This is a genomic window from Paenibacillus sp. sgz302148 (genome assembly GCF_056120465.1).
Window position 1 is genome coordinate 328621 of the sequence record NZ_JBVYOJ010000005.1, and the last position, 22645, is coordinate 351265.

The 22645-nt window shown below is 53.1% G+C and carries 23 protein-coding genes; 8 read left to right on the forward strand and 15 right to left on the reverse strand.

What is annotated here, in order from left to right; genetic code table 11:
- Window positions 1–25: 25 nt before the first annotated feature.
- Together AC0LWM_RS10200 and AC0LWM_RS10205 are read right to left on the reverse strand one after the other, a co-directional pair.
- Window positions 26–955, reverse strand: coding sequence for a carbohydrate ABC transporter permease (locus AC0LWM_RS10200; protein WP_474674815.1), 930 nt, complete (start codon window positions 953–955; stop codon window positions 26–28).
- 17 nt (window positions 956–972) lie between these two features.
- Window positions 973–1905, reverse strand: a complete 933-nt coding sequence (locus tag AC0LWM_RS10205) for an ABC transporter permease (protein WP_474674816.1) — start codon at window positions 1903–1905, stop codon at window positions 973–975.
- A gap of 453 nt (window positions 1906–2358) precedes the next feature.
- Here AC0LWM_RS10205 and AC0LWM_RS10210 point away from each other — a divergent pair, with 453 nt between their 5' ends.
- Together AC0LWM_RS10210 and AC0LWM_RS10215 are read left to right on the forward strand one after the other, a co-directional pair.
- Window positions 2359–2469 carry a transposase gene (locus tag AC0LWM_RS10210; protein ID WP_474674817.1) on the forward strand — a complete coding sequence of 37 codons (111 nt, stop codon included), beginning with the start codon at window positions 2359–2361 and terminating at the stop codon, window positions 2467–2469.
- Complete coding sequence (locus AC0LWM_RS10215; protein WP_474674818.1) at window positions 2459–2686, forward strand: hypothetical protein; 228 nt, start codon at window positions 2459–2461, stop codon at window positions 2684–2686. Before AC0LWM_RS10210 ends, AC0LWM_RS10215 begins: the two co-directional genes overlap by 11 nt.
- A 357-nt stretch (window positions 2687–3043) precedes the next feature.
- Here AC0LWM_RS10215 and AC0LWM_RS10220 read toward each other — a convergent pair whose 3' ends face one another.
- From AC0LWM_RS10220 to AC0LWM_RS10260, 9 genes are all read right to left on the reverse strand, one after another.
- Window positions 3044–4306: a molybdopterin-dependent oxidoreductase gene (locus AC0LWM_RS10220; RefSeq protein ID WP_474674819.1), complete on the reverse strand. Its 1263-nt coding sequence runs from the start codon at window positions 4304–4306 to the stop codon at window positions 3044–3046.
- A 41-nt stretch (window positions 4307–4347) separates the two neighbouring features.
- Window positions 4348–5103, reverse strand: coding sequence for an alpha/beta hydrolase (locus tag AC0LWM_RS10225; RefSeq protein ID WP_474674820.1), 756 nt, complete (start codon window positions 5101–5103; stop codon window positions 4348–4350).
- 621 nt (window positions 5104–5724) lie between these two features.
- Complete coding sequence (locus AC0LWM_RS10230; protein ID WP_474674821.1) at window positions 5725–6834, reverse strand: sulfate ABC transporter substrate-binding protein; 1110 nt, start codon at window positions 6832–6834, stop codon at window positions 5725–5727.
- A 17-nt stretch (window positions 6835–6851) separates the two neighbouring features.
- Window positions 6852–7916, reverse strand: a complete 1065-nt coding sequence (locus AC0LWM_RS10235) for a sulfate/molybdate ABC transporter ATP-binding protein (RefSeq protein ID WP_474674822.1) — start codon at window positions 7914–7916, stop codon at window positions 6852–6854.
- 1 nt (window position 7917) lies between these two features.
- Window positions 7918–8715, reverse strand: a complete 798-nt coding sequence (locus tag AC0LWM_RS10240; protein ID WP_474674823.1) for a sulfate ABC transporter permease subunit — start codon at window positions 8713–8715, stop codon at window positions 7918–7920.
- Entirely contained in the window at window positions 8712–9530 is an 819-nt protein-coding gene (gene cysT, locus AC0LWM_RS10245) for a sulfate ABC transporter permease subunit CysT (RefSeq protein WP_474674824.1), read from the reverse strand. The genes AC0LWM_RS10240 and cysT overlap by 4 nt, the downstream gene beginning before the upstream one ends.
- A 100-nt stretch (window positions 9531–9630) precedes the next feature.
- Complete coding sequence (locus AC0LWM_RS10250) at window positions 9631–9912, reverse strand: hypothetical protein (protein WP_474674825.1); 282 nt, start codon at window positions 9910–9912, stop codon at window positions 9631–9633.
- A gap of 217 nt (window positions 9913–10129) precedes the next feature.
- Complete coding sequence (locus tag AC0LWM_RS10255) at window positions 10130–10996, reverse strand: anti-sigma factor domain-containing protein (RefSeq protein ID WP_474674826.1); 867 nt, start codon at window positions 10994–10996, stop codon at window positions 10130–10132.
- Window positions 10989–11600 carry an RNA polymerase sigma factor gene (locus AC0LWM_RS10260; protein ID WP_474674827.1) on the reverse strand — a complete coding sequence of 204 codons (612 nt, stop codon included), beginning with the start codon at window positions 11598–11600 and terminating at the stop codon, window positions 10989–10991. The genes AC0LWM_RS10255 and AC0LWM_RS10260 overlap by 8 nt, the downstream gene beginning before the upstream one ends.
- Before the next feature lie 242 nt (window positions 11601–11842).
- Here AC0LWM_RS10260 and AC0LWM_RS10265 point away from each other — a divergent pair, with 242 nt between their 5' ends.
- The 5 genes from AC0LWM_RS10265 to AC0LWM_RS10285 all read left to right on the forward strand — a co-directional run bounded on the left by AC0LWM_RS10265 (window position 11843) and on the right by AC0LWM_RS10285 (window position 18932).
- Window positions 11843–12994 carry a COG1470 family protein gene (locus AC0LWM_RS10265; protein WP_474674828.1) on the forward strand — a complete coding sequence of 384 codons (1152 nt, stop codon included), beginning with the start codon at window positions 11843–11845 and terminating at the stop codon, window positions 12992–12994.
- A 2-nt stretch (window positions 12995–12996) separates the two neighbouring features.
- Window positions 12997–13977, forward strand: a complete 981-nt coding sequence (locus AC0LWM_RS10270; protein WP_474674829.1) for an ABC transporter ATP-binding protein — start codon at window positions 12997–12999, stop codon at window positions 13975–13977.
- A complete protein-coding gene (locus AC0LWM_RS10275; protein WP_474674830.1) occupies window positions 13940–14977 on the forward strand; it encodes an ABC transporter permease in 1038 nt (345 codons plus the stop codon). The genes AC0LWM_RS10270 and AC0LWM_RS10275 overlap by 38 nt, the downstream gene beginning before the upstream one ends.
- An 87-nt stretch (window positions 14978–15064) precedes the next feature.
- Window positions 15065–15682 carry a TetR/AcrR family transcriptional regulator gene (locus AC0LWM_RS10280; RefSeq protein ID WP_474674831.1) on the forward strand — a complete coding sequence of 206 codons (618 nt, stop codon included), beginning with the start codon at window positions 15065–15067 and terminating at the stop codon, window positions 15680–15682.
- Between the two features lie 136 nt (window positions 15683–15818).
- The gene (locus AC0LWM_RS10285) at window positions 15819–18932 is read left to right on the forward strand and encodes an MMPL family transporter (protein WP_474674832.1); all 3114 of its coding nucleotides are present in this window, start codon (window positions 15819–15821) and stop codon (window positions 18930–18932) included.
- A gap of 456 nt (window positions 18933–19388) precedes the next feature.
- On the opposite strand, the gene AC0LWM_RS10290 is transcribed toward AC0LWM_RS10285, so the two are convergent.
- The 4 genes from AC0LWM_RS10290 to AC0LWM_RS10305 all read right to left on the reverse strand — a co-directional run bounded on the left by AC0LWM_RS10290 (window position 19389) and on the right by AC0LWM_RS10305 (window position 22322).
- Complete coding sequence (locus AC0LWM_RS10290; protein WP_474674833.1) at window positions 19389–20069, reverse strand: hypothetical protein; 681 nt, start codon at window positions 20067–20069, stop codon at window positions 19389–19391.
- A gap of 113 nt (window positions 20070–20182) precedes the next feature.
- Window positions 20183–21301, reverse strand: coding sequence for a hypothetical protein (locus AC0LWM_RS10295; protein WP_474674834.1), 1119 nt, complete (start codon window positions 21299–21301; stop codon window positions 20183–20185).
- Window positions 21302–21315: 14 nt separating this feature from the next.
- Window positions 21316–21837: an anti-sigma factor family protein gene (locus AC0LWM_RS10300; protein WP_474674835.1), complete on the reverse strand. Its 522-nt coding sequence runs from the start codon at window positions 21835–21837 to the stop codon at window positions 21316–21318.
- Window positions 21834–22322 (reverse strand): sigma-70 family RNA polymerase sigma factor, encoded by a 489-nt coding sequence (locus AC0LWM_RS10305; RefSeq protein ID WP_474674847.1) that lies wholly within the window; start codon window positions 22320–22322, stop codon window positions 21834–21836. Before AC0LWM_RS10305 ends, AC0LWM_RS10300 begins: the two co-directional genes overlap by 4 nt.
- Here AC0LWM_RS10305 and AC0LWM_RS10310 point away from each other — a divergent pair.
- The gene (locus AC0LWM_RS10310; protein WP_474674836.1) at window positions 22266–22418 is read left to right on the forward strand and encodes a hypothetical protein; all 153 of its coding nucleotides are present in this window, start codon (window positions 22266–22268) and stop codon (window positions 22416–22418) included. The two genes, AC0LWM_RS10305 and AC0LWM_RS10310, sit on opposite strands and share 57 nt — an antisense overlap.
- Window positions 22419–22645: the final 227 nt, after the last annotated feature.

Sequence of the window (22645 nt, forward strand, 5' to 3'; positions counted from 1 at the left end):
TTCCGGGTGTTGCCTCTTCGGAGGCTTATCCCTTTACAGCTCCAATGGTCAGGCCGGAGATGAAATATTTTTGAAAGAATGGGTATGAGAGGGCAATTGGAATAACCACAAGCATGACGATAGCCATACGGGTGGATTCGGTTGGAAGGCTGGAGGTTGATCTGTCCGGTGACATGTACTGGGCACTACGGCTCAGAAATTCCATATTTTTCTCAATGCTGATCAGTACATACTGCAAAGGATACATCTCCTGATGGTTGGACTGGATGTACAGCATGGCGCTGAACCAGTCATTCCAATAACCAAAGGAAAGAAACAGTCCGATGGTTGCCAGTACAGGCAGGGATATTGGCAGCACAATGCTGAAGAAGATTCTCATTTGACTCGAACCGTCGATTTTTGCAGATTCAATTATGGAGTCGGGTATTGTCGTTTGAAAAAAAGTCCTTAAGATAATCACGTAAAAAGATGATACGGCAATAGGCAAAATCAATGCTAAATAGGTGTTTGTAAGCTTCAGTACCTGGGTATTGATCAGGTAGGATGAAACCAGGCCGCCATTAAAAAGCATTGGAATGAATATAAAAATTGTAAAAAACTTTTTCAATTTAAAGGTTGGGCGGGATAACACATAACCCATCGTTGCATTAAGGAAAAGGCCGGCAATCGTTCCGACCACAGTTACAAAAACCGAGACAAAGACTGCAGAGCCGATGGAAATCCGCTCACGCCACAAATAGGAATATGCATCGATAGACCACTTGGACGGGAAGAAGCTATAGCCTACCTTTTCTATAGACTCACTGGACGATAAGGAAATAATACCTACAAATACAAGGGGAATCACACAGATCAGTGCAAGTGCAATAAACAAGGCACTGAAGATGATGTTGGTTGGAACGGATATACGGTTGAATCTCTCTACTGCACTCAATTCTCCCCGGCTTCTTTGCATTCATCTACCTCCTCCTTTTAAAATAGAGAATTTTCGGAGTTCATTTTCTTAACAATCGAGTTGGCTATCAAAATGGTAATCAAGCCAAGCACAGACTGTAATACGCTGGCTGCGGAAGCAAAGCCGATATTGTTGAGACCGGTAAGTGCCTTGTATACATATACATCAATGGTCTGTGTCACATCAACCAACGGACCGGCATTACGCGGCACCTGATAAAATAGGCCAAAATCGCTAGAAAATATACGTCCCACCGATAGAATAAACATAATAAAGATGATGGGCTGCAGTAAGGGCAGTGTAATGTATTTTACCTGTTGCCATTTGGTGGAGCCGTCGATAATAGCGGCTTCATATAATGATTCATCAATTCCTGATATGCTGGCTAAATATACGACCATTCCATACCCTACAGTCTTCCAAAGATATACGAATACCAGAATATAAGGCCAGTATTCCGGCGTCATATACCACTGAACGGGATCTCCCCCTGCAATTTCTATTAGTTTGCTTATCAAGCCGTTCTCTGAGCTCAGAAAAGCAAATACGAAATAACTCACTACCACCCAGGATAGGAAGTGCGGAAGAAACATGGCAGTCTGGCTGAACTTCCGCATCTTTTTAGAACGCAGCTGGGAGATCATCAACGCTAATGCAACAGTGACAAATGTGCCCAGTATAATAAAAACGGCATTGTATAAAACCGTGTTTCGGAACATGATCCATGCATCCGGTGTCGCGAAGAGGAACTTGAAATTGGTTATGCCTACAAATTTGCTCTTAAGCAAGCTTTCGATAAAGCCGGCTCCTGGTATTGGCCTGAACTGTTTAAAAGCAATAATGATCCCGAACATCGGCAGATAGCAGAATAGAAGATACCATAAAGCAGTAGGCACAGCCAGAAATATCAGTTCCAAATCATCCTTGTTGAAACGTCGTCTTATACGCAATTTACTAGCCTCCTCGCTATATCTGATGGATAACGTCTAAATACTTGGCAACTGGCGAAGAACCCGTTTTTATGGAACTGTTTGTGTAGAAGTCGCAGGTTGAAAAGCCTTGGGAACTCAAGGAGATCACCTTTGATCATACGTAAGAAGCTTGGCATCTGTATGTGGACTTTACCAAAGGCTCACTATGCGGTCGAATGTGTAAAGTGTATGATACCAACAAGAGACCGTGGAGGCACTTGGATTTTTTTGGGGAAAACGTATATGCACGCCAGCCTCCCTCGAATCGAGTGTAAGGCATGCCACCAGTACTTTACGTTGTTTGTCGATGTCGACCGCTAAATAGTATTATTTACAATGGTCGGCAAAGGAATAAACACGTTGGAAACGCTTCCATTACATCTGACGAGTAAAAGCACTGCACTCGGCTAGATCGAAGAATTGTGCTGCGGTATGTCTGCGGCTTTTATTAAGGATGTAGAGGAACAATATCCCGAGGCAGAAATTACGTTTGATAAATCCTATGTGATGAAGCTGGTGAGCGAAGCGGTCGATGACAGTTGAATCGAAGAGCAAAACAAGCGTCAGAGCTGAGGAAGACAAAATACATTGGCTGAAGAACGAATCGAATCTTAGCAAGGAACAAAAAGAAACATTGGAGCGGCTTAAAGAGGGCAACTTTGCAAAGAGTAAGAGCGTAGCAATGGCTTGCGTCGGCAATGTTCAAGAGATCTGGCTGTTTTATTGCGATCCAAAAAAAGCGCTTACATTTGCCGGTTAAAGTAAATAACAACGTTTTATTCAACTTTATTTTACTATAGTATAATTTTTTTTAAAAAGCAAGCGAATTTATGCGAATTACCCGTATTTGAAGCGTAAGGTAATGGAAAAGATGGAAGCGGACCTGCTCCCGCCCCTGTCAAGGATACACGGCTTGCGCAGTCCAAATGAAGTCTTATATTTTTAAAGCCGGGTCCCTCCATTCGGGAGCCCGGCTTTTCGTTATGATAGCGGATATTTGTTGCGGTACTGCTCGTAAACCGACGTTTGTTGGCTGGACGCCGGGATCGGAGCATCCGCTTTGACACGTTTTATTGACCGAGCATGCGAGAGGCCCTTCATTTGATGAAGTTTCGGTTCACGCTCTTATCCAAGCGTCCTGATCGTACCCTCTCAGCTCCCAATAGCCGATATGCTCCTGCTCGATCAACTCGACGGCTTGCAGCCATTTTACCGATTTGTACGCATACATTTGCGGTACGACGAGCCGGACGGGGCCGCCGAGCTGCTGCGGAATCGGCTTGCCGTCCATCAGCACGGCAATCATGACGTCCTCCAATTCCGCTTGCTCCAGCGACAGCGTATCGGTATAAACGCCGTCGCCCGAATAAAACTTGACGTAGCGTGCGCTCTTCTTCACCCCGGCCTGCTCCAGAAATTGCGATAACGGGATCCCTTCCCACGTAACGCTGTAGACGGACCAGCCGGTTACACAATGGAAATCGCTCACCTGCACTTTGCGGGGCAGCTCGAGAAAGCTTGGCCAGTCCCATGTCTTCGGCTTGTCGACAAGACCCGATAAGGCGAACTGCCAGTTATCCGACGTGAACGACGGAATGTCGGTCACCGTGTAAACCCGGAAATTGCCACGCGCTCCGCCGCCAAGGGGCGGCTTCGAATCGGGGAGCGGGGCGGGCTCGGGTATCATGGCATTGCCGTCCGAGGCGGCAAGCTGTTCCGTATTCGCGCCCCCGTCGTCCAGCGCGCTTTTCATCCAGCGGTAGAAGGTTGGGCCGACGCCCGCAACGAGCAACAACCCGATTCCCGCTCGCAGCACAGTGCGGCGCGATATCGGGGAGTTCTTCAGCGTTTCGATTAAGGTATCGCCCGGATGGGGATCTTCTACGCTTGCGGCTATTCCGGTGTTTTCCCGGGATTGTGCGGAGCGAGCCGCACCCGCCCCGCTCTTGCGTCCATGACGCTTCAGCCATCGGCTCCGCGATACGGAATGATAAACGCCATAAGGTATGCCGACCCACGTCAGCAAATCATGCCATAAGAGCGCCGTGCCGGTCCAGTGCGATGGGAACAGCTTCACTTGCCACAATACGATACCGGATAAGATCCAGCCTAGCAGGAGCGCTAATACGAACAACAGGTTAGCTTGCTGATGCAGCTTATTTTTCAATTGTCGCCAATGCTTGCGTATGAAAGGGAGATAGAGCAGGATGAGGAGCACCGAGACGAAGCCCAGTCCGATATGGATTTGCTTCAGGACTACGCGTGCAGCGCCCAGATCGCCGCGAATGGACGGCACGTACAGAACGATGCCGCTCACCGTCAGTAGAAGTAGCGTCATTGCGTTCCAACCATGGAGCTTTTTTAATGTCAGTCGAAACATCGCATACCCTCCCCTTGTGCTGGTTCAAGTCCATGTCCGCGTTATATGAATTTTCTGCCCTGCAACCAACCGGCGCAAAGCCGCGTCCATTCCCGGCATTCGTCATGCTCTTCCGCCAGACCGAGTCCGTGGACGCCCTGGGCGAAAATATGAAGGCTATGCGGTATGCGATATTTGGAAAGCGCTTCGGCAAAAGAAATGCTGTTCACGGAAGGCACCACGTCGTCGTCGGACGTATGCCACATAAATACGGGAGGAGTCGACTCGCTCACATATCGATCGGCTTTATACTCATCTAGAAATTCTTCTCTTGGCGGGTCCAAGAAGGAAATGAGCGGGTATCCGAGAATAAGCAAGTCCGGACGGCTCGACTGCCACTCTACGGCATCCTCGGAACTGGGGTTGCCCGGATCGAATAACGTCCCGGCCATGGCGGTCAAATGACCGCCTGCCGAAAAACCGATCATTCCGATCCGCTGCGGATCGATACGGAATTCATCCGCCCGATGACGCAGCAAGCGAACGGCTCGTTTCGCGTCCATCAGCGATACGGTCGGAAAATACGGCGCAACGCGATAGTTCAAGACGAAGGCGGAAATGCCAAGCGAGTTGAGCCACAATGCAATCGGCTCGCCTTCATGGCTCGCCCGGTGCGTATAGCTTCCTCCGGGGCAAACAATGACCGCCGGCGAGTTTGCTTGGTCGATCAGATAGGGAACAAGAGACGGCTTATCTTCTTCGTTGCTGCCGTTTGCCATAGGCACTTCCCGGTCCCATAAGTAGACGATACGTTCCATCCGGAATCAGCTCCAATCATCGTTTTTTAGATAAATGCTATGAATCCAAATTATTTAACTGGAAAATACGTAGTTATTAAGCGAAAGAATTCGGACTGGGGAAAAATAACTGGAAAACATGTATGTAAATTATCGCATTCACCCGAAAAACGAAGAAAACGAAAGGATTAACTGCATATTTTCCAGTTAATGCTCCAAAAACAAGCGAAACGGGCAAATTTAAATACATGATATACAGTTAAATGAAAAAAGGCACCCAACCAGATCTTGGTTGGCTTAGGTATCGCATAGTTGGCGGCCGTCGGCATTGCATAAAAATTGTTCAATTCGATTATATACGCGGCCATCCCATGCGAACAATCTCAAAAATCGCAAGCTGTGGATCAACCGCAATCGACCGCAAGTCGCAACTACCGCACCATCCGCAATCTCCAATTACTAATCACAGCTTTCACACCATCCGCATATCGTCAATTGTTAATCGCAACCATCACACCGAATTGAAGTCACCAATTGAAAATCGCAGCCATCCACCGACCCCAAATGCGCAAAAAATCCTCCTGCGTCCATACGGCTTGCGCCGCACGGCAACAGGAGGATTATCCGATTTCCCTGCCTATTCTATTCGCCGGCCAGAACTTGATCCCACACACCGCCTTTGGCGTACAGCGTCTTGCGTACTTGATCCCAACCGCCAAGATAACTGATGTCGAACAAGTCCTTCGGCTGTTTGAACTGCTGCGCCGATTCCGCCGCAAGCGACTCGATGACCGGGCGGAAGCCGTACGCCATGAAGACGCGCTGCGCATCCTCGCTCCACAGGTAGTCGACAAATGCTTCCGCCACCTCGCGCGTCCCGTGCTTGTCGACATTCGCATCGATGACCGCCGCCGGATTCTCGATCCGAAGCGTATGCTTCGGGATCACGATGTCATATCGGACGCCCTGCTTGATGCGGGCGAGCAGCTCGTTCTCATACGTGACGATAACGTCGCCGACGCCGTATTCAAACGCCGCCATCGAAGCGCGGCCGCTTTTGTCCAGCGACTCGATTTGGTTGTGCACGTCGACCAGAAACTGCTTCGCCGCAGCGGCGTCCTTGCCCATGCCCCGCTCCTCGGCCAGCTTCAGCCCTGCGCCGTAAATCGCGTTGATGTCCCACTGCGCGCCGCCGGACGTCTTCGGATTCGGGTACAGTACTTTGACGTCGGTCCTCGTCAAATCCGGCCAATCCTTGATCCCAAGCGGATTCCCTTCGCGTGTCCCAAGCGCCACGATCGACTGGGTCATGATGCCTTTGTTCGGCGCCTGCTGCCAATCATGCGTGATGAGCCCCGCTTTGACGATTTTGAGAATATCCCCCTCCATCGCGAGTAAGGCGACATCCGCCTCGAACCCCCCGACGATGGCACGGGCTTGCGTGCCTGAAGCTTCGTACGACTCCTGAAATTTGACGTGCTGCCCGGTTTTGGCGAGCCAATATTGCTGGAATTTCGGCAAAATTTCGCCGAGCGATTCCTTAATGACGGAATAAGCCCCGATCGTCAGCGTCACTTCGTCGCCCGACGCGGCCGCCCCGGTTCCGCCCGCGGTTCCTTGCGGCGCCGTTCCGTTGCCGCTGCCCGTGTTGCCGCAAGCCGTTATGAAAAAGCAGAATAACAAAACTGCGATAATAGCGGTTTTTCGTGCTTGTTGTGCCAATCCGGAAGACCGGTAGATCGGTATGCGCATAAGAACACTCTTTTCGTCTAAATGTGAATCGGCATCGGGTCTTCCTTCAGCTTATTTTCCATGACCCAGCTGTGGTCGTCGTTGAACAAATACGCCCGGTGCACCAGCACCGTCACTTCTTCCCCGGGATGAAGCACTTCCTTCTCCAACGAACGGTACGTGATCAGCCGATGCTGACCGACCTCCAGCTCCACCATCCATTCGCTGCCGCGGAAATGGATATGCTTGATCCGGCCTTTTTCCGTCGCGGACAAAATGTTGAATTCATGCGGCTTGCCGATCTCGATATATTCGGGGCGAATAAGCGCTTTGGTTGAAGGCCACTGGGCCACTTGCTCGAATCCCTTCAAGCTGGCCGCGTTGTCCAGAATCGTCGATTCCCCGACGAAGCTTGCAACAAACGGCGTTTGCGGATTTTTGTAAATGTCCCATGGCGAGCCCTTCTGCTCCAACCGCCCGTGGTTGATGATCATGATTTCGTCGGCGACCTCGATCGCCTCCTCCTGGTCATGCGTTACGAAAATCGAAGTAATGCCGACCCGCTCGATCATGTCCTTCAGCCACGTACGCAGCTCTTGGCGAATCTTCGCGTCAATGGCCGCGAACGGTTCGTCAAGCAGCAGCAGCTGCGGCTCCGGCGCCAGCGCCCGGGCAAAGGCGACGCGCTGGCGCTGTCCGCCGGACAGCTGGTGCGGGTAACGATGCTCGAACCCTTTGAGCCCGGTCAGCTCGACCAGTTCTTTGACCCGGCCTTCGATTTGCTGCTTCGACTGCTTCTTCACCTTCAAGCCGAAGGCGATATTGTCATAAACGGTCATGTGCTTGAACAATGCGTAGTTCTGGAATACGAAGCCGATGCCCCGCTCCTGTGGAGGCAAATCGTTCACCCGCCGGCCATGAAACACGATGTCGCCGGAGGACGGCACTTCAAGGCCTGCCAGCATGCGCAAAATCGATGTTTTGCCGCCGCCGCTCGGGCCGAGCAAGCCGATCAAATGGCCTTTTTCGATCGAAAAGCTGACATCCTTCACCGCATGAAACTGGCCGTAATGCTTATTTAATCCGCTAACCTCAATATGCATCTCAGTGCACTTCCTTTCGCTTTTTCGCCCATTCCATCAACAGCAGCAGCGCCACCGAAAAAGCCGCGAGCACCAGCGCGACGCCGTTCGCCGAAACTAGGTTGAAGTTCTCCACGTCTTGATAAACGAGCGTTGTCGCCGTTTGCGTTTTGTTCATAATGTTGCCGGATACCACGAGTACGGCGCCGAATTCGCCCAAGGAACGGGCTACCGTCAGCACGACGCCGTAAATGACGCCCCACCGTATAGAAGGCCAAGTTACGCGCCAAAATGTATACCAAGGACGCGCGCCCAAGGTCGACGCGGCCTCCTCCTGCTGCGCGCCGATCTCCTGCAGGACGGGTATCACTTCCCGCACCATCAGCGGGAACGTAACGAACAATGTCGCGATAATCATGCCGGGCAGTGCGTAAACGATCTTGATTCCGGCGCTGTCGAACAAGCTTCCGATCGCCGTTCCCGGACCGATCAGGAGCACGATCATCAGTCCGCCGATCACCGGCGATACGGCAAAAGGCAAATCGACCAAGCTGTTGAGCAGCTGCTTCAGCCGTCTTCCGATCCACGTCCCGCGGACGATGTACATCGCGAGCATGACGCCGAACAACGTATTGACCAGCGTCACGATAACGACGATGAGGCCGGTCATATACAAGGCATGGAGCGCTTGCGGGCGCGTCAGGGCGTCGATGAAGCCGCTCAAACCGTCTTCCCAGGAGCTGAGCAAAATTTTGCCGAGCGGAATGATGAGCAATACGAGAAAAACGAGATAGGTGAGAGGGATCAGCACTTTTTTCATTTTGCGGAAGACCTCCTCATTTGCACCATATTGATGAGCCAGAGGATCAGGAAAGACAACGTCAATAGCAGGATGGACACCGCGGCCGCGCCGCTGGGGTTGTCGCTTTCCACTTCGCCGAAAATATAAACCGAGGCGATCAGCGTTTTGCCGGGGATGTTGCCAGCCACAAGCACGACGGCGCCGAATTCTGCCAATGCGCGAGAAAAGGCAAGCATCGCTCCGCTCAAAATGCCGGGAAGCATCGACGGAAAAATCACTTGAAAAAACGTCTTCGCGCGGGAAGCGCCAAGCGTATAGGAGGCTTCTTCCTCCGATTTGTCCAGCTCCTCCAAGAGCGGTTGAACCGCCCGGATGACAAACGGGAAAGTGACGAATACCATTGCGATCACGATGGCCGGCTCATGAAAAACGATTTCGAATCCTAGCTGATCGGCCAATTGCCCGACCCAGCTTCTTGGACCGAGCAGCAGCAGAATCATGAGGCCTCCGACCGCCGTCGGCAAGGCAAACGGGAGATCGACAAGGCTATTCAGAATCGTCCGCCCGAAAAACCGGTACCGGTTCAACACCCAAGCGACCATCGTCCCGATGGCCACATTAATGAGCGTCGCGATCAATGCCAGCTTGATCGTCAGGAGAACGGACTTCCAGGCCAGCGTATGGGTAACATTTTCGACAAATGTGCTCCACCCCGGCGAGAAGCTGTTGACATAAACCCCCGCGATCGGCAATACGATAAGCAGTATAAAATAAACCATGACCGTACTTCGAAAACCCCAGCTCCACCAACGATGTCGAATGATTCCGTTCACGTCCGCTACCTCCCGCTGCATTCCGAACAAGCATTACATCTATAATAATTCCTATTACTTTACTTGGTATTAATACTTTATCAAAAAGGGGTTCTCCCAGTCAATCCTTATTTTGCATTTTATTTTGAACAAAAGCTGCCTTCTCGTTTATCGAGAAAGACAGCCTTTTGACTTTGGGTTTTGCTCTTTGGGTTTTGCTCTTTGGGTTTTGCTCTTTGGGTTTTGCTCTTTGGGTTTTGCTCTTTGGGTTTTGCTCTTTGGGTTTTGCTCTTTGGGTTTTGCTCTTTTGACTTTGCCTTTTGACTTTGCTCTTTTGCCGGTATCCCTTTGGCTCAGGAATCGGAACTTCGGCGAGTATTGTTTTGTTTAACTGAACCGTCAATTGCTATGCTAACGATGACCGACTCTGCTTATTGCTTTGCGGTTACATGGATGAGCATTTACGGGAGAAAGTTCCCCTTGCTTCGGACGCGCTCAAAGGTGATAAGTCTGAATGGACAAGCGGCTTTCCTGAACGAAGGGGATTTCGACAAAAGGATCCCGGTGATTTACCTTGCCATCCATTCAGGCCACCAGCCAATAATCCCCTTCTTCTTGGTTCAATTCGACGGCCTTAGGCTGACCCAGAACGAATCTTCGCTTGTCGGCAGCGCACTGCCGCCTTTCGGCTCGATGCTGACAGCGATATTGTCCGCATCCTCCAGTTGAATACCTTGCACGTACAACTGAGCGATCCCTCTTACGTGACTTAATACGCCGATGTTGGCATGCCTGCCGTCGTCCTGAACGGCCCACGCCTGGAAATCCCGCTCCGCCGAAGGAATTAAACCCTCGATCCACAACAGCATTTCCTTTGACTCTCCGTTGATCCATACATAACCGCTGACGGCGAGCTGCGGCGTCTGCTTCACTCGATAAGCGACCGTCCCCGGATCTGCAAGAAACGGATGACGCTCTACGTCTTCTCTCGCGACCTTTTCACCGCCGCTTCGGGTTGGGGACGGCGGTATAGCGGCCGTGAAGAACAGCCCGTAAACGAGCATCACCCCAACGATGCAGCATGCCGCCGTGAGGATCGGGGCGGGACGCGCCAATACTTCGGTAAAAACGGACTTGATTTTGCGCCGCCGAACGCGGGCTTCAAGTCTCCGCTTAACGGTAGCCGATGGCGATTCTTGGTACGGTACTGCCGGAGCTGCCGGGGAGGTGCCTTGAAAAACAGCTGAAGGAAAGGTACCGCTACGAGCAGCTGCAAATGCTGCCGTATCCGCTGCTCCGGGAACTTCCGCGGACGGGGCAAGCAGCCTGCGCCATTCGTCGCATTCCGTTCTACACGCTTCGCACTGCCGTAGGTGCTGCTCGAACCGGAACCGCTTCTGCTCCTGCATGAGCCCCATAGCATAATCCGCCCGTTCTTCATCCAGCCAACCGCATTCGTTTCGCACCGCCGTATTTTGCTCATTCATGCCGCTTCGCCCCCTTTCCCTTCTGCAATCCGGACCAACCGAGCTGGACAAGCTGCTTGCGCAAATTGTGCAGTCCGTAGCGGACGAGCGATTTGACCGTTCTAAGCGGGACTTGCAGCTCCGCCGACAGCTCGCGCTGGGATTGTGCATGCAAGTAGTAGCCCGCGATCGCTTTCGCCTGCATGCTCGGTATCCGCTGCAGCGCATTTTTTAACGTTTCGCCGTCAAGCTTGGCGACAACCGAATCCTCCACCGGCGGAAAGCTTCCCGCCGCTGCAATCGCCGCCTCGGCCTCCTCCTCCGCCAGCAAGCCCGGTAGCATGCGCTGCTTGCGCCGCAGCCGATCCAACGCCCGGTTGCGCGTCGTCACCGCAAGCCAAGCTTCGATACTGCCGCGGGACGGGTCGAAGCCCTCCGCTTTTTGCAATACGTGCAGCAGCACGTCGTGGCACACGTCCTCCGCCTCCATCCGGTCTCCCGTTACGCGCTGCGCAATTTGCAGCACAAAGGAAGCGTATTGCTCGTAAAACCGCCGGAACGCGGACAAAGAGCCGCGGCTCATCTCCTGCATGACCTCGATCATTTCGATATGCTCCGTCGACACACGGTTCACCTCGCGCCAAAATGATTTCTTTCCCCATATGTAGCAAAAAAGAGGCCGCAAGTGAACCGCATCATGCCATTTTTTATGAGAATTTAATTTTTTTAAGGTTCTTTTAAGCCAATTTTTATGTAATTTTATAAATCCGGCACCCTCCCCTCAAACGTAATCGGAGTGAAACCAAAACTTGGCGTATGCTTCCGATGCGAGTTTTGTTATTACTTACAATTTAGGAGGGTGTTCAAATGCAAAGAGTCGGCAAATTGGCATGGTGCCTGCTGCTCAGCTTATGGGTAGGGGTGATCGGGGCAAGCGTTTCGGCTTACGCCGAAAGCGGCGTATCGCTGTATACGCCGTATACGAGTCTCGTCGCTTCGCCGGGCGAAACGATCAATTATTCGGTGGATGTCATCAACAACAGCGATGCCATTCAGGCGGTCGAACTTGGCGTCGACGCCGGCGCGAATAAATGGAACTACAGCCTGACGGCAGGCGGGCGGAAAATCGAGCAAATTTCGGTGAAGCCGAAAGAATCCCAATCCGTCAACGTCGAGCTGGAAGTGCCGCTTGCGGTGAACAAAGGCGACTATACGTTCAATATTACGGCCAAAGGATTCGGGTCGCTGCCGTTGAAGGTCAAGGTCGAGGAGCAAGGGACATACAAAAGCGAGCTGACAACCGATCAACCGAACATGGAGGGTCACGCCGATTCCACCTTCACGTTCAGTGCGACGCTTAAAAACCGTACCGTCGAAAAACAGCTGTACGCGTTAAGGGCAGCCGCTCCGGAAGGCTGGGACGTGCAGTTCAGCTCCGGCGGCAAAAACGTATCGTCGGTCAGCGTCGATCCGAACGCTACGTCATCGATCAGCCTGGAAGTTCATCCGCCCGAAAAAGTCGCCGCAGGCAGCTACAAAATTCCCGTAGAAGCGGCGACGAGCTCAACGACCGCCTCGGCCGAATTCGAAGTCGTCATTACGGGCACGTACGGCATCAAGCTGAGTACGCCGAACGATCTGCTCAGCACGAGCGTGACGGCGGGTTCGGACAAAAAGCTCGATCTCGTCGTCACCAATACGGGAACAAGCGAGCTGCGGGACATTTCGTTAAGCTCGCAAGCGCCGGTCGATTGGGAAGTATCGTTCGAGCCGAAGACAATCCGCAGCCTAGCCCCCGGTAAAACCGCCTCGGTGCAAGCAACGATCAAAGCGGACAAAAAATCGATCGCCGGCGACTACGTCGTGGCTATGACGGCCAGCACGGCCGAAAAATCGTCCGACGCCCAATTCCGCGTCGCCGTCCAAACGTCGGTGCTGTGGGGATGGCTTGGCGCCATCATTATCGTTGTTGTCCTGGCCGGAATATATTATTTGTTCCGTAAATACGGGAGGCGATAACCTTGGAGGACATCAACATCATCGAATTGTCGGGGCTGACGAAACGATACGGCGAGCAAACCGCCGTCAACCGGTTGACGCTGTCGATCCGCAAAGGCGAAATATTCGGCTTGCTCGGACCGAACGGCGCGGGCAAATCAACGACCATCCTGATGCTGCTCGGCTTAACCGAGCCGTCCGGAGGATCGGTGCGCGTATGCGGCATCGATTCGACCCGCCAGCCGCTACAAGTGAAGAAACGGGTCGGCTATATGCCGGACGACCTCGGTTTCTACGATGACCGCACCGCGCTGGAAAACTTGCTGTATACGGCCAAGTTGAACCGGATCCCGCCGAAGGAAGCGACGGAGCGGGCAAACCGTCTCATCGAACGGGTCGGCCTCGCCGAGGCGGCGCGGAAGAAGGTGAGTGCCTTCTCGCGAGGTATGCGGCAGCGTCTCGGACTTGCCGATGTGCTGATCAAGCAGCCGGAGGTCATCGTGCTCGACGAGCCGACCTTGGGCATCGATCCCGAGGGGGTCCGCGACCTGCTTATGCTCATTCAACGGCTGAGCCGGGACGAAGGCATAACGGTGCTTCTATCGTCGCACCACCTCCATCAGGTGCAGCAAATTTGCGACCGCGTCGGTTTGTTCGTGCGCGGCAACCTGATCGCGGAAGGCGACATCGCCTCCTTGTCGCGTACGCTGTTCGAGGGCGAAGCGACGCGGATCGAGCTTGAGGCCGAGCCGATGGACGACGGGCTGCTGGAGCGAATCGGCGGACTCGAAGCCGTACTGAAGGTTGAGCGCAGCGGCCAAAGGCTCATCGTCAGCTGTTCCAGCGACGCCGCCGGCCCAATCTCGCGTTGTGTCGTGGAAGCCGGCGCGGCGATCACGCATTTGAGCCGCAAGGAATATGGCTTGGACGAAATTTACCACCGCTACTTCGAAGGGGGAGATTCCCGTGAACGGGCTTCTGCTAAAGCTAAGAAAGCGAAATGATGCGGCCGGCGCAGCTTTAGGCACCGCTTCCGAGACCGCTTCGGGGACTCTGCATCCGTTCTGGGTCATCGTGCAGAAGGAAATGTCCGACCACGTGCGAAGCTGGCGCTACGTCATCCTGCTCGCCTTGATCGCCTTAACGTGCATCGGGTCCATATACACGGCGATTACCGCCCTGAAAACGGGCGCAAAATCCGCCGACGCCGACACGACCTTTTTGTTCCTCAAAATATTTACGGCAACCGACGGCACGCTGCCATCGTTCATCACGTTCGTCAGCTTTATCGGGCCGCTCATCGGCATCGCGCTTGGCTTCGACGCGGTCAATTCCGAGCGAAACAAAGGAACGCTCAGCCGGATCATGTCCCAGCCGATTCACCGGGACTATTTCATCAACGCCAAGTTCGTCGCGGCATTGCTGATGATCGCGGTCATGTTTTTCGCACTCGGCTTTCTCGTCATGGGCTTTGGCATGCTGACGATCGGCTACCCGCCGACCCCGGAGGAATTTTGGCGCGTCATCTTTTTCCTGGTCGTCACTGTCGTATACGTCGGCTTCTGGCTCAACCTGTCGATCCTGTTCTCCATCCGCTTCCGACAGGCCGCGACCTCCGCTTTGTCCAGCATCTCGATTTGGCTGTTCTTTGCGATTTTCTACAATATGATCGTCAAGTTAGTCGCAAGCGCAACCGTACCGCCGGATACGGCCGACGTTGAAAGGCTGCTCAGCTACCAGAACTGGATGCTGCTGCTCGAGCGGCTGTCGCCGAGCTACTTGTTCACGGAAGCGACGTCCACGCTGCTCATGCCTAACGTGCGCTCGCTTGGTCCGCTCACGATGGAGCAGCTGTACGGTGCCATTCCGAACAGCCGGCTGCCGCTCGGGCAAAGCGTGCTGCTCGTCTGGCCTCAGCTAACATGTCTGATCGCGGCAACAATCATCTGCTTCGGGCTGTCCTACGTCCTTTTCATGCGCCAGGAAATTCGGTCGAGGTCCTGATCTGGAGGTGATTTGCAAATCAACTTGATATATACTCCTGTTGTCATTATAATGATGATAATCTTATAAATAAACAGGTGTTCACTTATGCAATATTTGAAAGACGACGTGAAGAACAAAATTATTTCCGCCGCCTTGAAGGAGTTTAAGCAGCATGGGTACCTGCATTCGTCCATGAGGCGAATTGCGCAGGATGCGGGGATTACGACGGGGAACATCTATCGCTATTTCAAGAACAAGGACGACTTGTTCGACGATATCGTCCAGCCGACCTATGCCAAGTTTCTCCGCTTCAACGACGACATCAAGCGGGAGATCGGGAGCTCATCCTCCGGCATTGCGGCTGAAGGGAAACTTCTCTACTTACACCTGATCCACCAGTCGATTTTCGAGCTGTTTCAGGAATCCAGTCAAGAGCTGAGAATTTTGCTCATTTTCAGCGCGGGCTCGAAATATGTGTCGCTAAAGCAGGATTTGATCGAACTTGCGTTCAGCATTCTGCAGGATGCGTTCTCGGTAAGGAAGAGCCCGCCGGCGCCTTTAGACAAGGAAGAGATGAATGTTGCGCGCATGCTGGCAACGACGATCATCGAGGGGCTGATCTGTATTTTGCGGGATTACGAGGATAGCGCCACGATCAAGCTGCTCGTCGACGAATTGGTGCACGTGTATGCCGCCGGCATTATGGCGCTGGATCGCTTCTAGCGCCTAATGCCTGCTGCGCCACGCTCGATTGTCGATGTTAGCGCGGCACTGTTCGGGTACGTCGCAAGCAAACTTTTGCAGCAAAAATGAACGCCTGTTTATTTAATGGTATACGCATTCATAGGAGGATTGAAACTTGAAAACGATCATTAAATGGCGCTGGGCCATCCTTGCCGCATGGCTCGTCGCGACTTTGCTGCTCACGGTGTTCCAGCCTGATGTCAACGCAATTCTGCGGCTTCGTGGCCAGGACCCGCTGACAAGCAACAGCCCGTCCAAGGTCGCGATGGAGATTCTTCAGAAAATGAGCGGCGCCAAGGGCGCGAGCGATATTCTCGTCTTTCACGACCCGAATAAGCTGTCGGACGAAGAGATGAAGCGGATCGAATCCGCCGTCGCCAGCTTAAAGCAGCATCAAGCGGAGCTCGGGTTTGACGGTTTACTCGAACCGTTCTCGATGCCCGAAGCGAAGTCGTCGCTCATCTCAAAAGACGGGACGACACTGATGGCCAGCTTCACGCTGGACCGTAAGGGCCGGGAAGTCGACGACATCAAGAGCGAGTTCGACGATGTGCTGAAAGACGTGCAAGTACCGTATTATTTGTCGGGCGAGGACTTCATCCAGAACGATTACTTAAAGGCATCGACGGCAGGCGTGGAGAAGAGTGCCGTTCTAACGATCGTCTTTATATTAGCGGTGCTGGTCATTATGTTCCGTTCCGTTATCATTCCGTTCGTATCCTTGGCCGCCGTCGGTGTCTCCTATGCGGTGTCGATGGGGATTGCCGCGCAAATCATCGATAAACTGAACTTCCCGGTCACGAGCGTAACGCAGATGCTGCTGATCCTCATTCTGTTCGGCATCGGGACGGACTACAATATTCTCCTGTTCAATCGTTTCAAAGAAGAGTTGGCGCATGGCCGCTCCACGGACGAAGCGATCATTCAGACATACAAAACAGCCGGCAAAACGATTTTTTACAGTATATTAACGGTGTTCATCGCGTTCGCCGGGCTGAGCTTCTCCACCTTCGGCATCTACAAGTCCGCGAACGTCGTTGCGATCGGTACGCTCGTGCTGCTGCTGGAGATCGTGACGCTGACGCCGTTTCTCATGAAGACGCTGGGCGTCAAGCTGTTCTGGCCTTCCAAGAAGGCGTCGGGCCACAAGGAAAGCAAGTTCTGGGCGAAGCTGACTTCCGTGTCGGTGAAGCGGCCGATTATTACGACGGTGCTTATTGTGCTCGCCATGATTCCAGCGCTGCTGTTCAGCAAGCAAACCTTATCCTTCGACCAACTTGGCGAGCTGGGCGACAAATATCCTTCCACCAAGGGCTTTACCTTGGTTGCGGATCATTTCAGCCGGGGGCAGGCGCTGCCGACGACCGTAGTTATCGAAAATGATCAGGCGCTCGACAACAACGACGCTTTGGCCGTGATCGACAAGTTGACCGATAAGCTGAAGGGCATCTCTGGCGTCGGTAAGGTCGCAAGCATCACCCAACTGCAAGGGGAACCGATCGACGAATTCTACATCAGCTCACAAACCGAGAACGTGACGGAAGGCATCGCGGCATCCAAGAACGGCGTGAGTCAAATTCAAGACGGCATCAACCAGATGCAGTCGCAGCTTGCGAGCCCGGACTTTACAAGCGTCGATAAGCTGGTGTCGGGCACTGGCGACGTGCGGCAAGGCTACGAACAGCTTACGAATGCGCTAGGGCAAGTGACTGGCGGCATCGATCAAGGTGCGAACGGTGCTGCCGGCTTATACGACGGAATCGCCCGCATGAAGAGCGGCCTGGACGCCATCGCCGGGAACACGACGCAACTCTCGAGCGGACTAAGTAAGCTCCAGCAGGGTTATACTTCTCTGGACGGCGGCTATCAACAACTCGAAGCTCAACTTCCACCTATCGCACAAGGATTGGCTGGCATGAACGGGCTGATCGGCGGTCTCGGTACGAAATATAGCGAATTGAAGAACGACGTCGATTACGAGAAGCTGAAACAAACGGGTGAGAAGCTGGAATCCGGTGTGGCCCAGTTGAGCGGCGGCCTGAAGGAGTTGAACGCCAACTTTGCCAAGCTGAACGGTTCGTTCGACGAGTCGGCGAAGGGGCTGTCGCAGATTGCTTCGGCCCAAACGAAGCTTTCGAACGGTCTGGCAGCGCTGCAGAAGGGTGCAGACGATTTGACCAAAGGTCTGAAGCAAGGGAGCGCGGGCAACCGAAAAATCGAGGCGAACATGAAAAAGCTGAACACGGCGCTCGTCAGCATCCAGGACGGACAGAAACAGCTGGACAATGGCCTCTCCACACTGTCCGAAGGCATGACACAGCTGAAAGACGGGCTCGGCAAAAGCGGCAACGGCCTGGGCGACATTTCGGAAGGACTGGGCAAGACGGGAGACTTCCTGAAGGAATACCAGGCATCGAAAACCTTTTTCATACCGAAAGCGGCTCTGGAGAGCGCGGATTTCCGGAAAGCCGAAGACAGCTTCCTGTCCAAGGATCGTAAAATCGCGAAATGGATCGTCGTGCTCGACTATGATCCGTACTCGATGGATGCGATGGACACGATCGAGAAGATCAATCAGGAGATGAAAAGCGGCTTGCAAGGCACGGTGCTGGCGAACGCGAAGTTCGGCGCAGCGGGACCGAGCTCAACGACGTATGATACGAACGCCGCACAGTTGGAGTCGTTCAACGGCACGGCCGTTATCGTCGTCGTCGGCGTGTTCCTCGTGCTGCTGCTCGTGATCCGCTCATTTTGGCCGGCGGTATACATCATACTCTCGCTGCTTGCGTCCTATTACGTGGCGATGGCCGCCTCCAAGGCGGTCACGACTTACATCATCGGCGCAGACGGTGTCTCTTCCTTCGTGCCGTTCTTCTCCTTCATCATCATCGTGGCGGTAGGTGTCGACTATAGCATCTTCCTCATGATGCGGTACAAGGAATATGGCGAGATGTCGCCGAGCCGAGCGATCGTGGAGGCGGCTAAGCGTGTCGGCGGGGTCGTCATCTCAGCGATGGTCATTTTGGGCGGCACGTTCGCCACACTGATGCCGTCCGGACTCGTTCTGTTGATCGAGCTTGCGGTAGCGGTCATCGTTGGTCTCCTCGTACTGTGTTACATTTTGCTTCCGATGCTGCTCCCGGCATTGCTCGCGCTGCCTGATACGCTGCGCAGCGGCGCGAAGAGGAAGTTTGTCGCTAGAGGAATAGACACAAGGTACGACAGGTAGTGTTGGAGTCTCCCATGGGGGCTTCATATCGGCGAAAATCGAGAAAGGAGAGGGCGGCTTCCGTCCTCTCACATCACCTTAATTGTGGTTCAAAGGGTTAACAAAGTTCCACTTAATTAGTAAGCAAACTTTCCAGCCCTTTCTCTTCCCAAGGAAGTCGGAAGGGCGTTGTTTGTGTTCCGAGACATCCAATATGAACCGCAATATCGCCTAGCACCGCGTTGCATAGTTACTTGGACACCCGGCTCAAATCCGTCTTTCCGCCGGGTAACGAATATATGGCCATCTTGTTGTTGATATCGGCCAGCTGCTTCACGGTTCCTGCCCTCAATCTGTCGACTTTACCAGCACCATGGCGCTAATGGTCAGCATTTTTTAGGCGGCACTCCTTTTGCTTGTTCTCCTGCAAAAAAATCCCCCCGCTGAAGCTGAAAGCAGCGGGGTTTAATTCATCTACTATCGCGCCTTCCAGTTCGGCAGCCCTTCGCGATCCCAGTCGATGCCGTTTCCGCCCTGTCGCATTTGAACTTCAATATCTTTCGGCAGCACGACCGTCAACCGGACGTCGGCATACTCCCGCACGAGACCCAGCTTGCGCGAAGGCTGCTTGATCGTGACATAAAGCGTATCGCCGACCTGCTCGATCGCCGCCATATCGAATTCCGGCGGCTTCTTGTCTTCTTCCGTTACGGACGAAGCGACATATCGCATATTGCCGAACAAATGAACCTCGCGCATGTTCGAGCCCTCCGCCTGCACGACGTTGTTCAAATATCCCGATGTTTGCAGGACAATCCGTTTCACGTCTGCCGGAACCGGTTGCTTCAGATGCGGCAAATCGACCGTGTGTTCTTCCGTTTGCAGCACATAACGCAGCTCATGCATAATGCCGGAGCCGCTAACCGCCGTGAACAAGATGCAAACCGTTCCAAGCGCGCCAACAATAATGACACTGAAGGCGTCATATTTGACAATCGGATTTTCTTTGCGGTGCACGAACAAATAAAAGATGATTTCTAGACCTAACAAGATAAAGATTAAAGGCCACCACATAATGATGTAATCCATGACCTTCATGCTGCCGTTCCACTGGGACAACAGCAATACGATCCCCATCGCGATGAGCGACAGCCCCATCGAAANAATCCATGACCTTCATGCTGCCGTTCCACTGGGACAACAGCAATACGATCCCCATCGCGATGAGCGACAGCCCCATCGAAAACGTACCTACACGCCACTGACGCATCTTATTCTTCCTTCCTATTCTTTTTGCCGAATGCAAGCTTGAGGCCGCCGCCGATCAGCAGCGCGGAGACGACAATCGTCTGGAGATACGATCTCAGCCAATAGCCGATGTTCCGGTCGGGGAACATGCGATCCAGCATTTCCAATACAAACTGGTCCACCAAATAAAAACCGCCGAGCAGAAGCAAACCGACACCAATCCATTTTTGCTGGTTCACGAGCCAATCGACGATCGGAACATCCTTCATCTCCTCTTTGCCGTCGCTGTATCGCGTCACTTGCTGCAAGGCATCGAAGAAAGAGTAGAACCATAAGATGGGCACGAAAAATAAAAATAACGACAGCCGGAGCACATCCAAAATATAAATCGAGAATAAAAACGCGGCCATGAGCTGCAGTCCCCGTTTCTGCAAGCCCAGATACATATGCCCGGCGCCCGGGAAAATCGCCAGCAGCGTTGCGATGACCTTGCTTCGCTTGCCCGACTCCCGGTGCTCGTCGATATCTTCAAGAATGGTCCGATCGATCAGCGTTTCGCCTTGCTGCTTGCGCGTTACCATCCGGATGGCGTCGAACATGCCGTACAACCAGATGATCGGCAATGCCCCGAAGAACACGAGGAACCCGTCCTGTCTGGCGAGGAAGGAGACGAACAAAATCATCGTCATCGAGCCGAAGAAGCCGATCAGCAGCGTCAACCCCCGGTTCATTAAGCCAAGCTGGAAATGTCCGAGCCCCGGGATGAAGGAAAGCAGAATCGTGCGAAACCGTTCATCGGAATCTCTCGCCTGCTGCGGTTGCGAATGCGGATAAGGCGGCATCGGCACCGTTCCGTCGGGATAAGGCACGGCGGCGGTCATTTCCATGGCATGCCTGCGCCCGGAAGTGATTGCCGATATGAGGACGTCCAGCATATTCACGCCCCAAATGATGGCGGCGGCTATTCCCATCATCACAAACGGAGCATCGTCATTGCTTACGACCGAGAAAAACACCCCCATCGCAAGAAGACCGAAAAATAGAAGCGGATATACAAGGGCGCGGCCTTTGCGTCCCAAGTATAGGTGGCCTGCTCCGGGAATAACGCCCAATAAAAAAGCAACCAAAGGATTTTTATACAAGTTTATAGACCCCCTTATCGTTTCTTGCTCCATGTTGAAAATATCGACTCCGTCTTCTCCAGCAGCTGCTGGGAAAAAGGTTGTTTGCTCGTTGAAGCCGCTTGTGTCAAATGCATCGAGTTGGCGATCAACTGATGGAAGACGCCCGTCGACATGAGCAGCAGCGTGATGCTGGCGGCGATCACATAATGGAAGAAGGTTCTGCGGAACGCCGAGCTCCGTTTGGCCGGGGCACGAGCGGCAATCGTAACCGATACATCCGATTCGGACCGTAATTGGGACTCTGCGGCAGCGGTTTCCCACCGAGGCAATGCGTTCAACCGGACGTCCGCCATAATTCGTTCCGTCAAGCTGTCGGCATCCGGCAATCGTACGGCATCGAAGGTTCCGGCTTGATCCGATTCCTCCAAGATGTCCATATAAACCGACATACACTCGTCGCAATCATATAAATGCTCTTCGCAAACGGTCATCTCTTCGTCCGGCAATCTTCCTTCAATGTAGCTTCGCCATATGTTTCGATCAACGTGATTCATTCCAAGTCGCCCTCCTTCCAATGCTCCCGAAGCCATTTTTTTGCCCGATACAACCGGGATTCGACGCTCTTGATCTCGATCCCTTCCCTATGCGCGATTTCCTGATATGACTTTTCCTCAATATAATAAGCGACTACCACGTTCCGGTAATTCGGCGGAAGCTCGTTCACCTTCTGCCTGAGTCGATCCCGGCGTTCCTTGCGCAGGAATACGTCCTCCACCTCATTTGCCGCCGCGTGCTCGAGAACCAGCTCCTCCGTCGCTTCCGACAATTCCTCCGGCTTTCGCATGCGAGATCGTTTCAGATCGATCGATTTATTCACCGCGATGCGCGAAATCCAAGTTTTGAACCCTTGATTTCGGTACTGCGGCAAGGAGAGGTATATCCGCATGAACACTTCCTGCGTTACGTCCTCGGCGTCCTTCGGGTGGCGAAGCGTCGAATAAACGAGCCTGAATACGTATTCGCGGTATTTGTCGACCAGCTGCCGGAACGCATCGACGTCGCCCGAACGGATTTGTTCGATGATGATGTCGTCCTGGATATCCTCTCCCCCTCTCTATCTTCAATAGACGTCTGAACGGCCTGCTACCCCTGCATATTTTAGCAAAAAAATTCGAAATGTAGTGGAATGACTGCTATTTCTCGACGAACGGAGAGGGAATTTGGCTTTGGATGAGGTGTCCTGAACAAAAAATTGGAGCAGCTGCCGCGTGAACAGCCCCCCGTCAAGTAGACAGTATAAAAATCAAAATCAATCAAGCGGCCTTCGTCCTGAACTCCATCGGACTGAGGCCGTTTAGTTTT

What these genes read in the sequence shown, in the direction of transcription:
- AC0LWM_RS10230 (WP_474674821.1), bottom strand. Translation starts at nt 6,834, where the DNA reads ATGCGCATACCGATCTACCGGTCTTCCGGATTGGCACAACAAGCACGA.
- AC0LWM_RS10215 (WP_474674818.1), top strand. Translation starts at nt 2,459, where the DNA reads ATGACAGTTGAATCGAAGAGCAAAACAAGCGTCAGAGCTGAGGAAGAC.
- AC0LWM_RS10200 (WP_474674815.1), bottom strand. Translation starts at nt 955, where the DNA reads ATGCAAAGAAGCCGGGGAGAATTGAGTGCAGTAGAGAGATTCAACCGT.
- AC0LWM_RS10265 (WP_474674828.1), top strand. Translation starts at nt 11,843, where the DNA reads ATGCAAAGAGTCGGCAAATTGGCATGGTGCCTGCTGCTCAGCTTATGG.
- AC0LWM_RS10210 (WP_474674817.1), top strand. Translation starts at nt 2,359, where the DNA reads ATGTCTGCGGCTTTTATTAAGGATGTAGAGGAACAATATCCCGAGGCA.
- AC0LWM_RS10240 (WP_474674823.1), bottom strand. Translation starts at nt 8,715, where the DNA reads ATGAAAAAAGTGCTGATCCCTCTCACCTATCTCGTTTTTCTCGTATTG.
- AC0LWM_RS10290 (WP_474674833.1), bottom strand. Translation starts at nt 20,069, where the DNA reads ATGGGGCTGTCGCTCATCGCGATGGGGATCGTATTGCTGTTGTCCCAG.
- AC0LWM_RS10225 (WP_474674820.1), bottom strand. Translation starts at nt 5,103, where the DNA reads ATGGAACGTATCGTCTACTTATGGGACCGGGAAGTGCCTATGGCAAAC.
- AC0LWM_RS10235 (WP_474674822.1), bottom strand. Translation starts at nt 7,916, where the DNA reads ATGCATATTGAGGTTAGCGGATTAAATAAGCATTACGGCCAGTTTCAT.
- AC0LWM_RS10255 (WP_474674826.1), bottom strand. Translation starts at nt 10,996, where the DNA reads ATGAATGAGCAAAATACGGCGGTGCGAAACGAATGCGGTTGGCTGGAT.
- AC0LWM_RS10280 (WP_474674831.1), top strand. Translation starts at nt 15,065, where the DNA reads ATGCAATATTTGAAAGACGACGTGAAGAACAAAATTATTTCCGCCGCC.
- AC0LWM_RS10220 (WP_474674819.1), bottom strand. Translation starts at nt 4,306, where the DNA reads ATGTTTCGACTGACATTAAAAAAGCTCCATGGTTGGAACGCAATGACG.
- AC0LWM_RS10300 (WP_474674835.1), bottom strand. Translation starts at nt 21,837, where the DNA reads ATGAATCACGTTGATCGAAACATATGGCGAAGCTACATTGAAGGAAGA.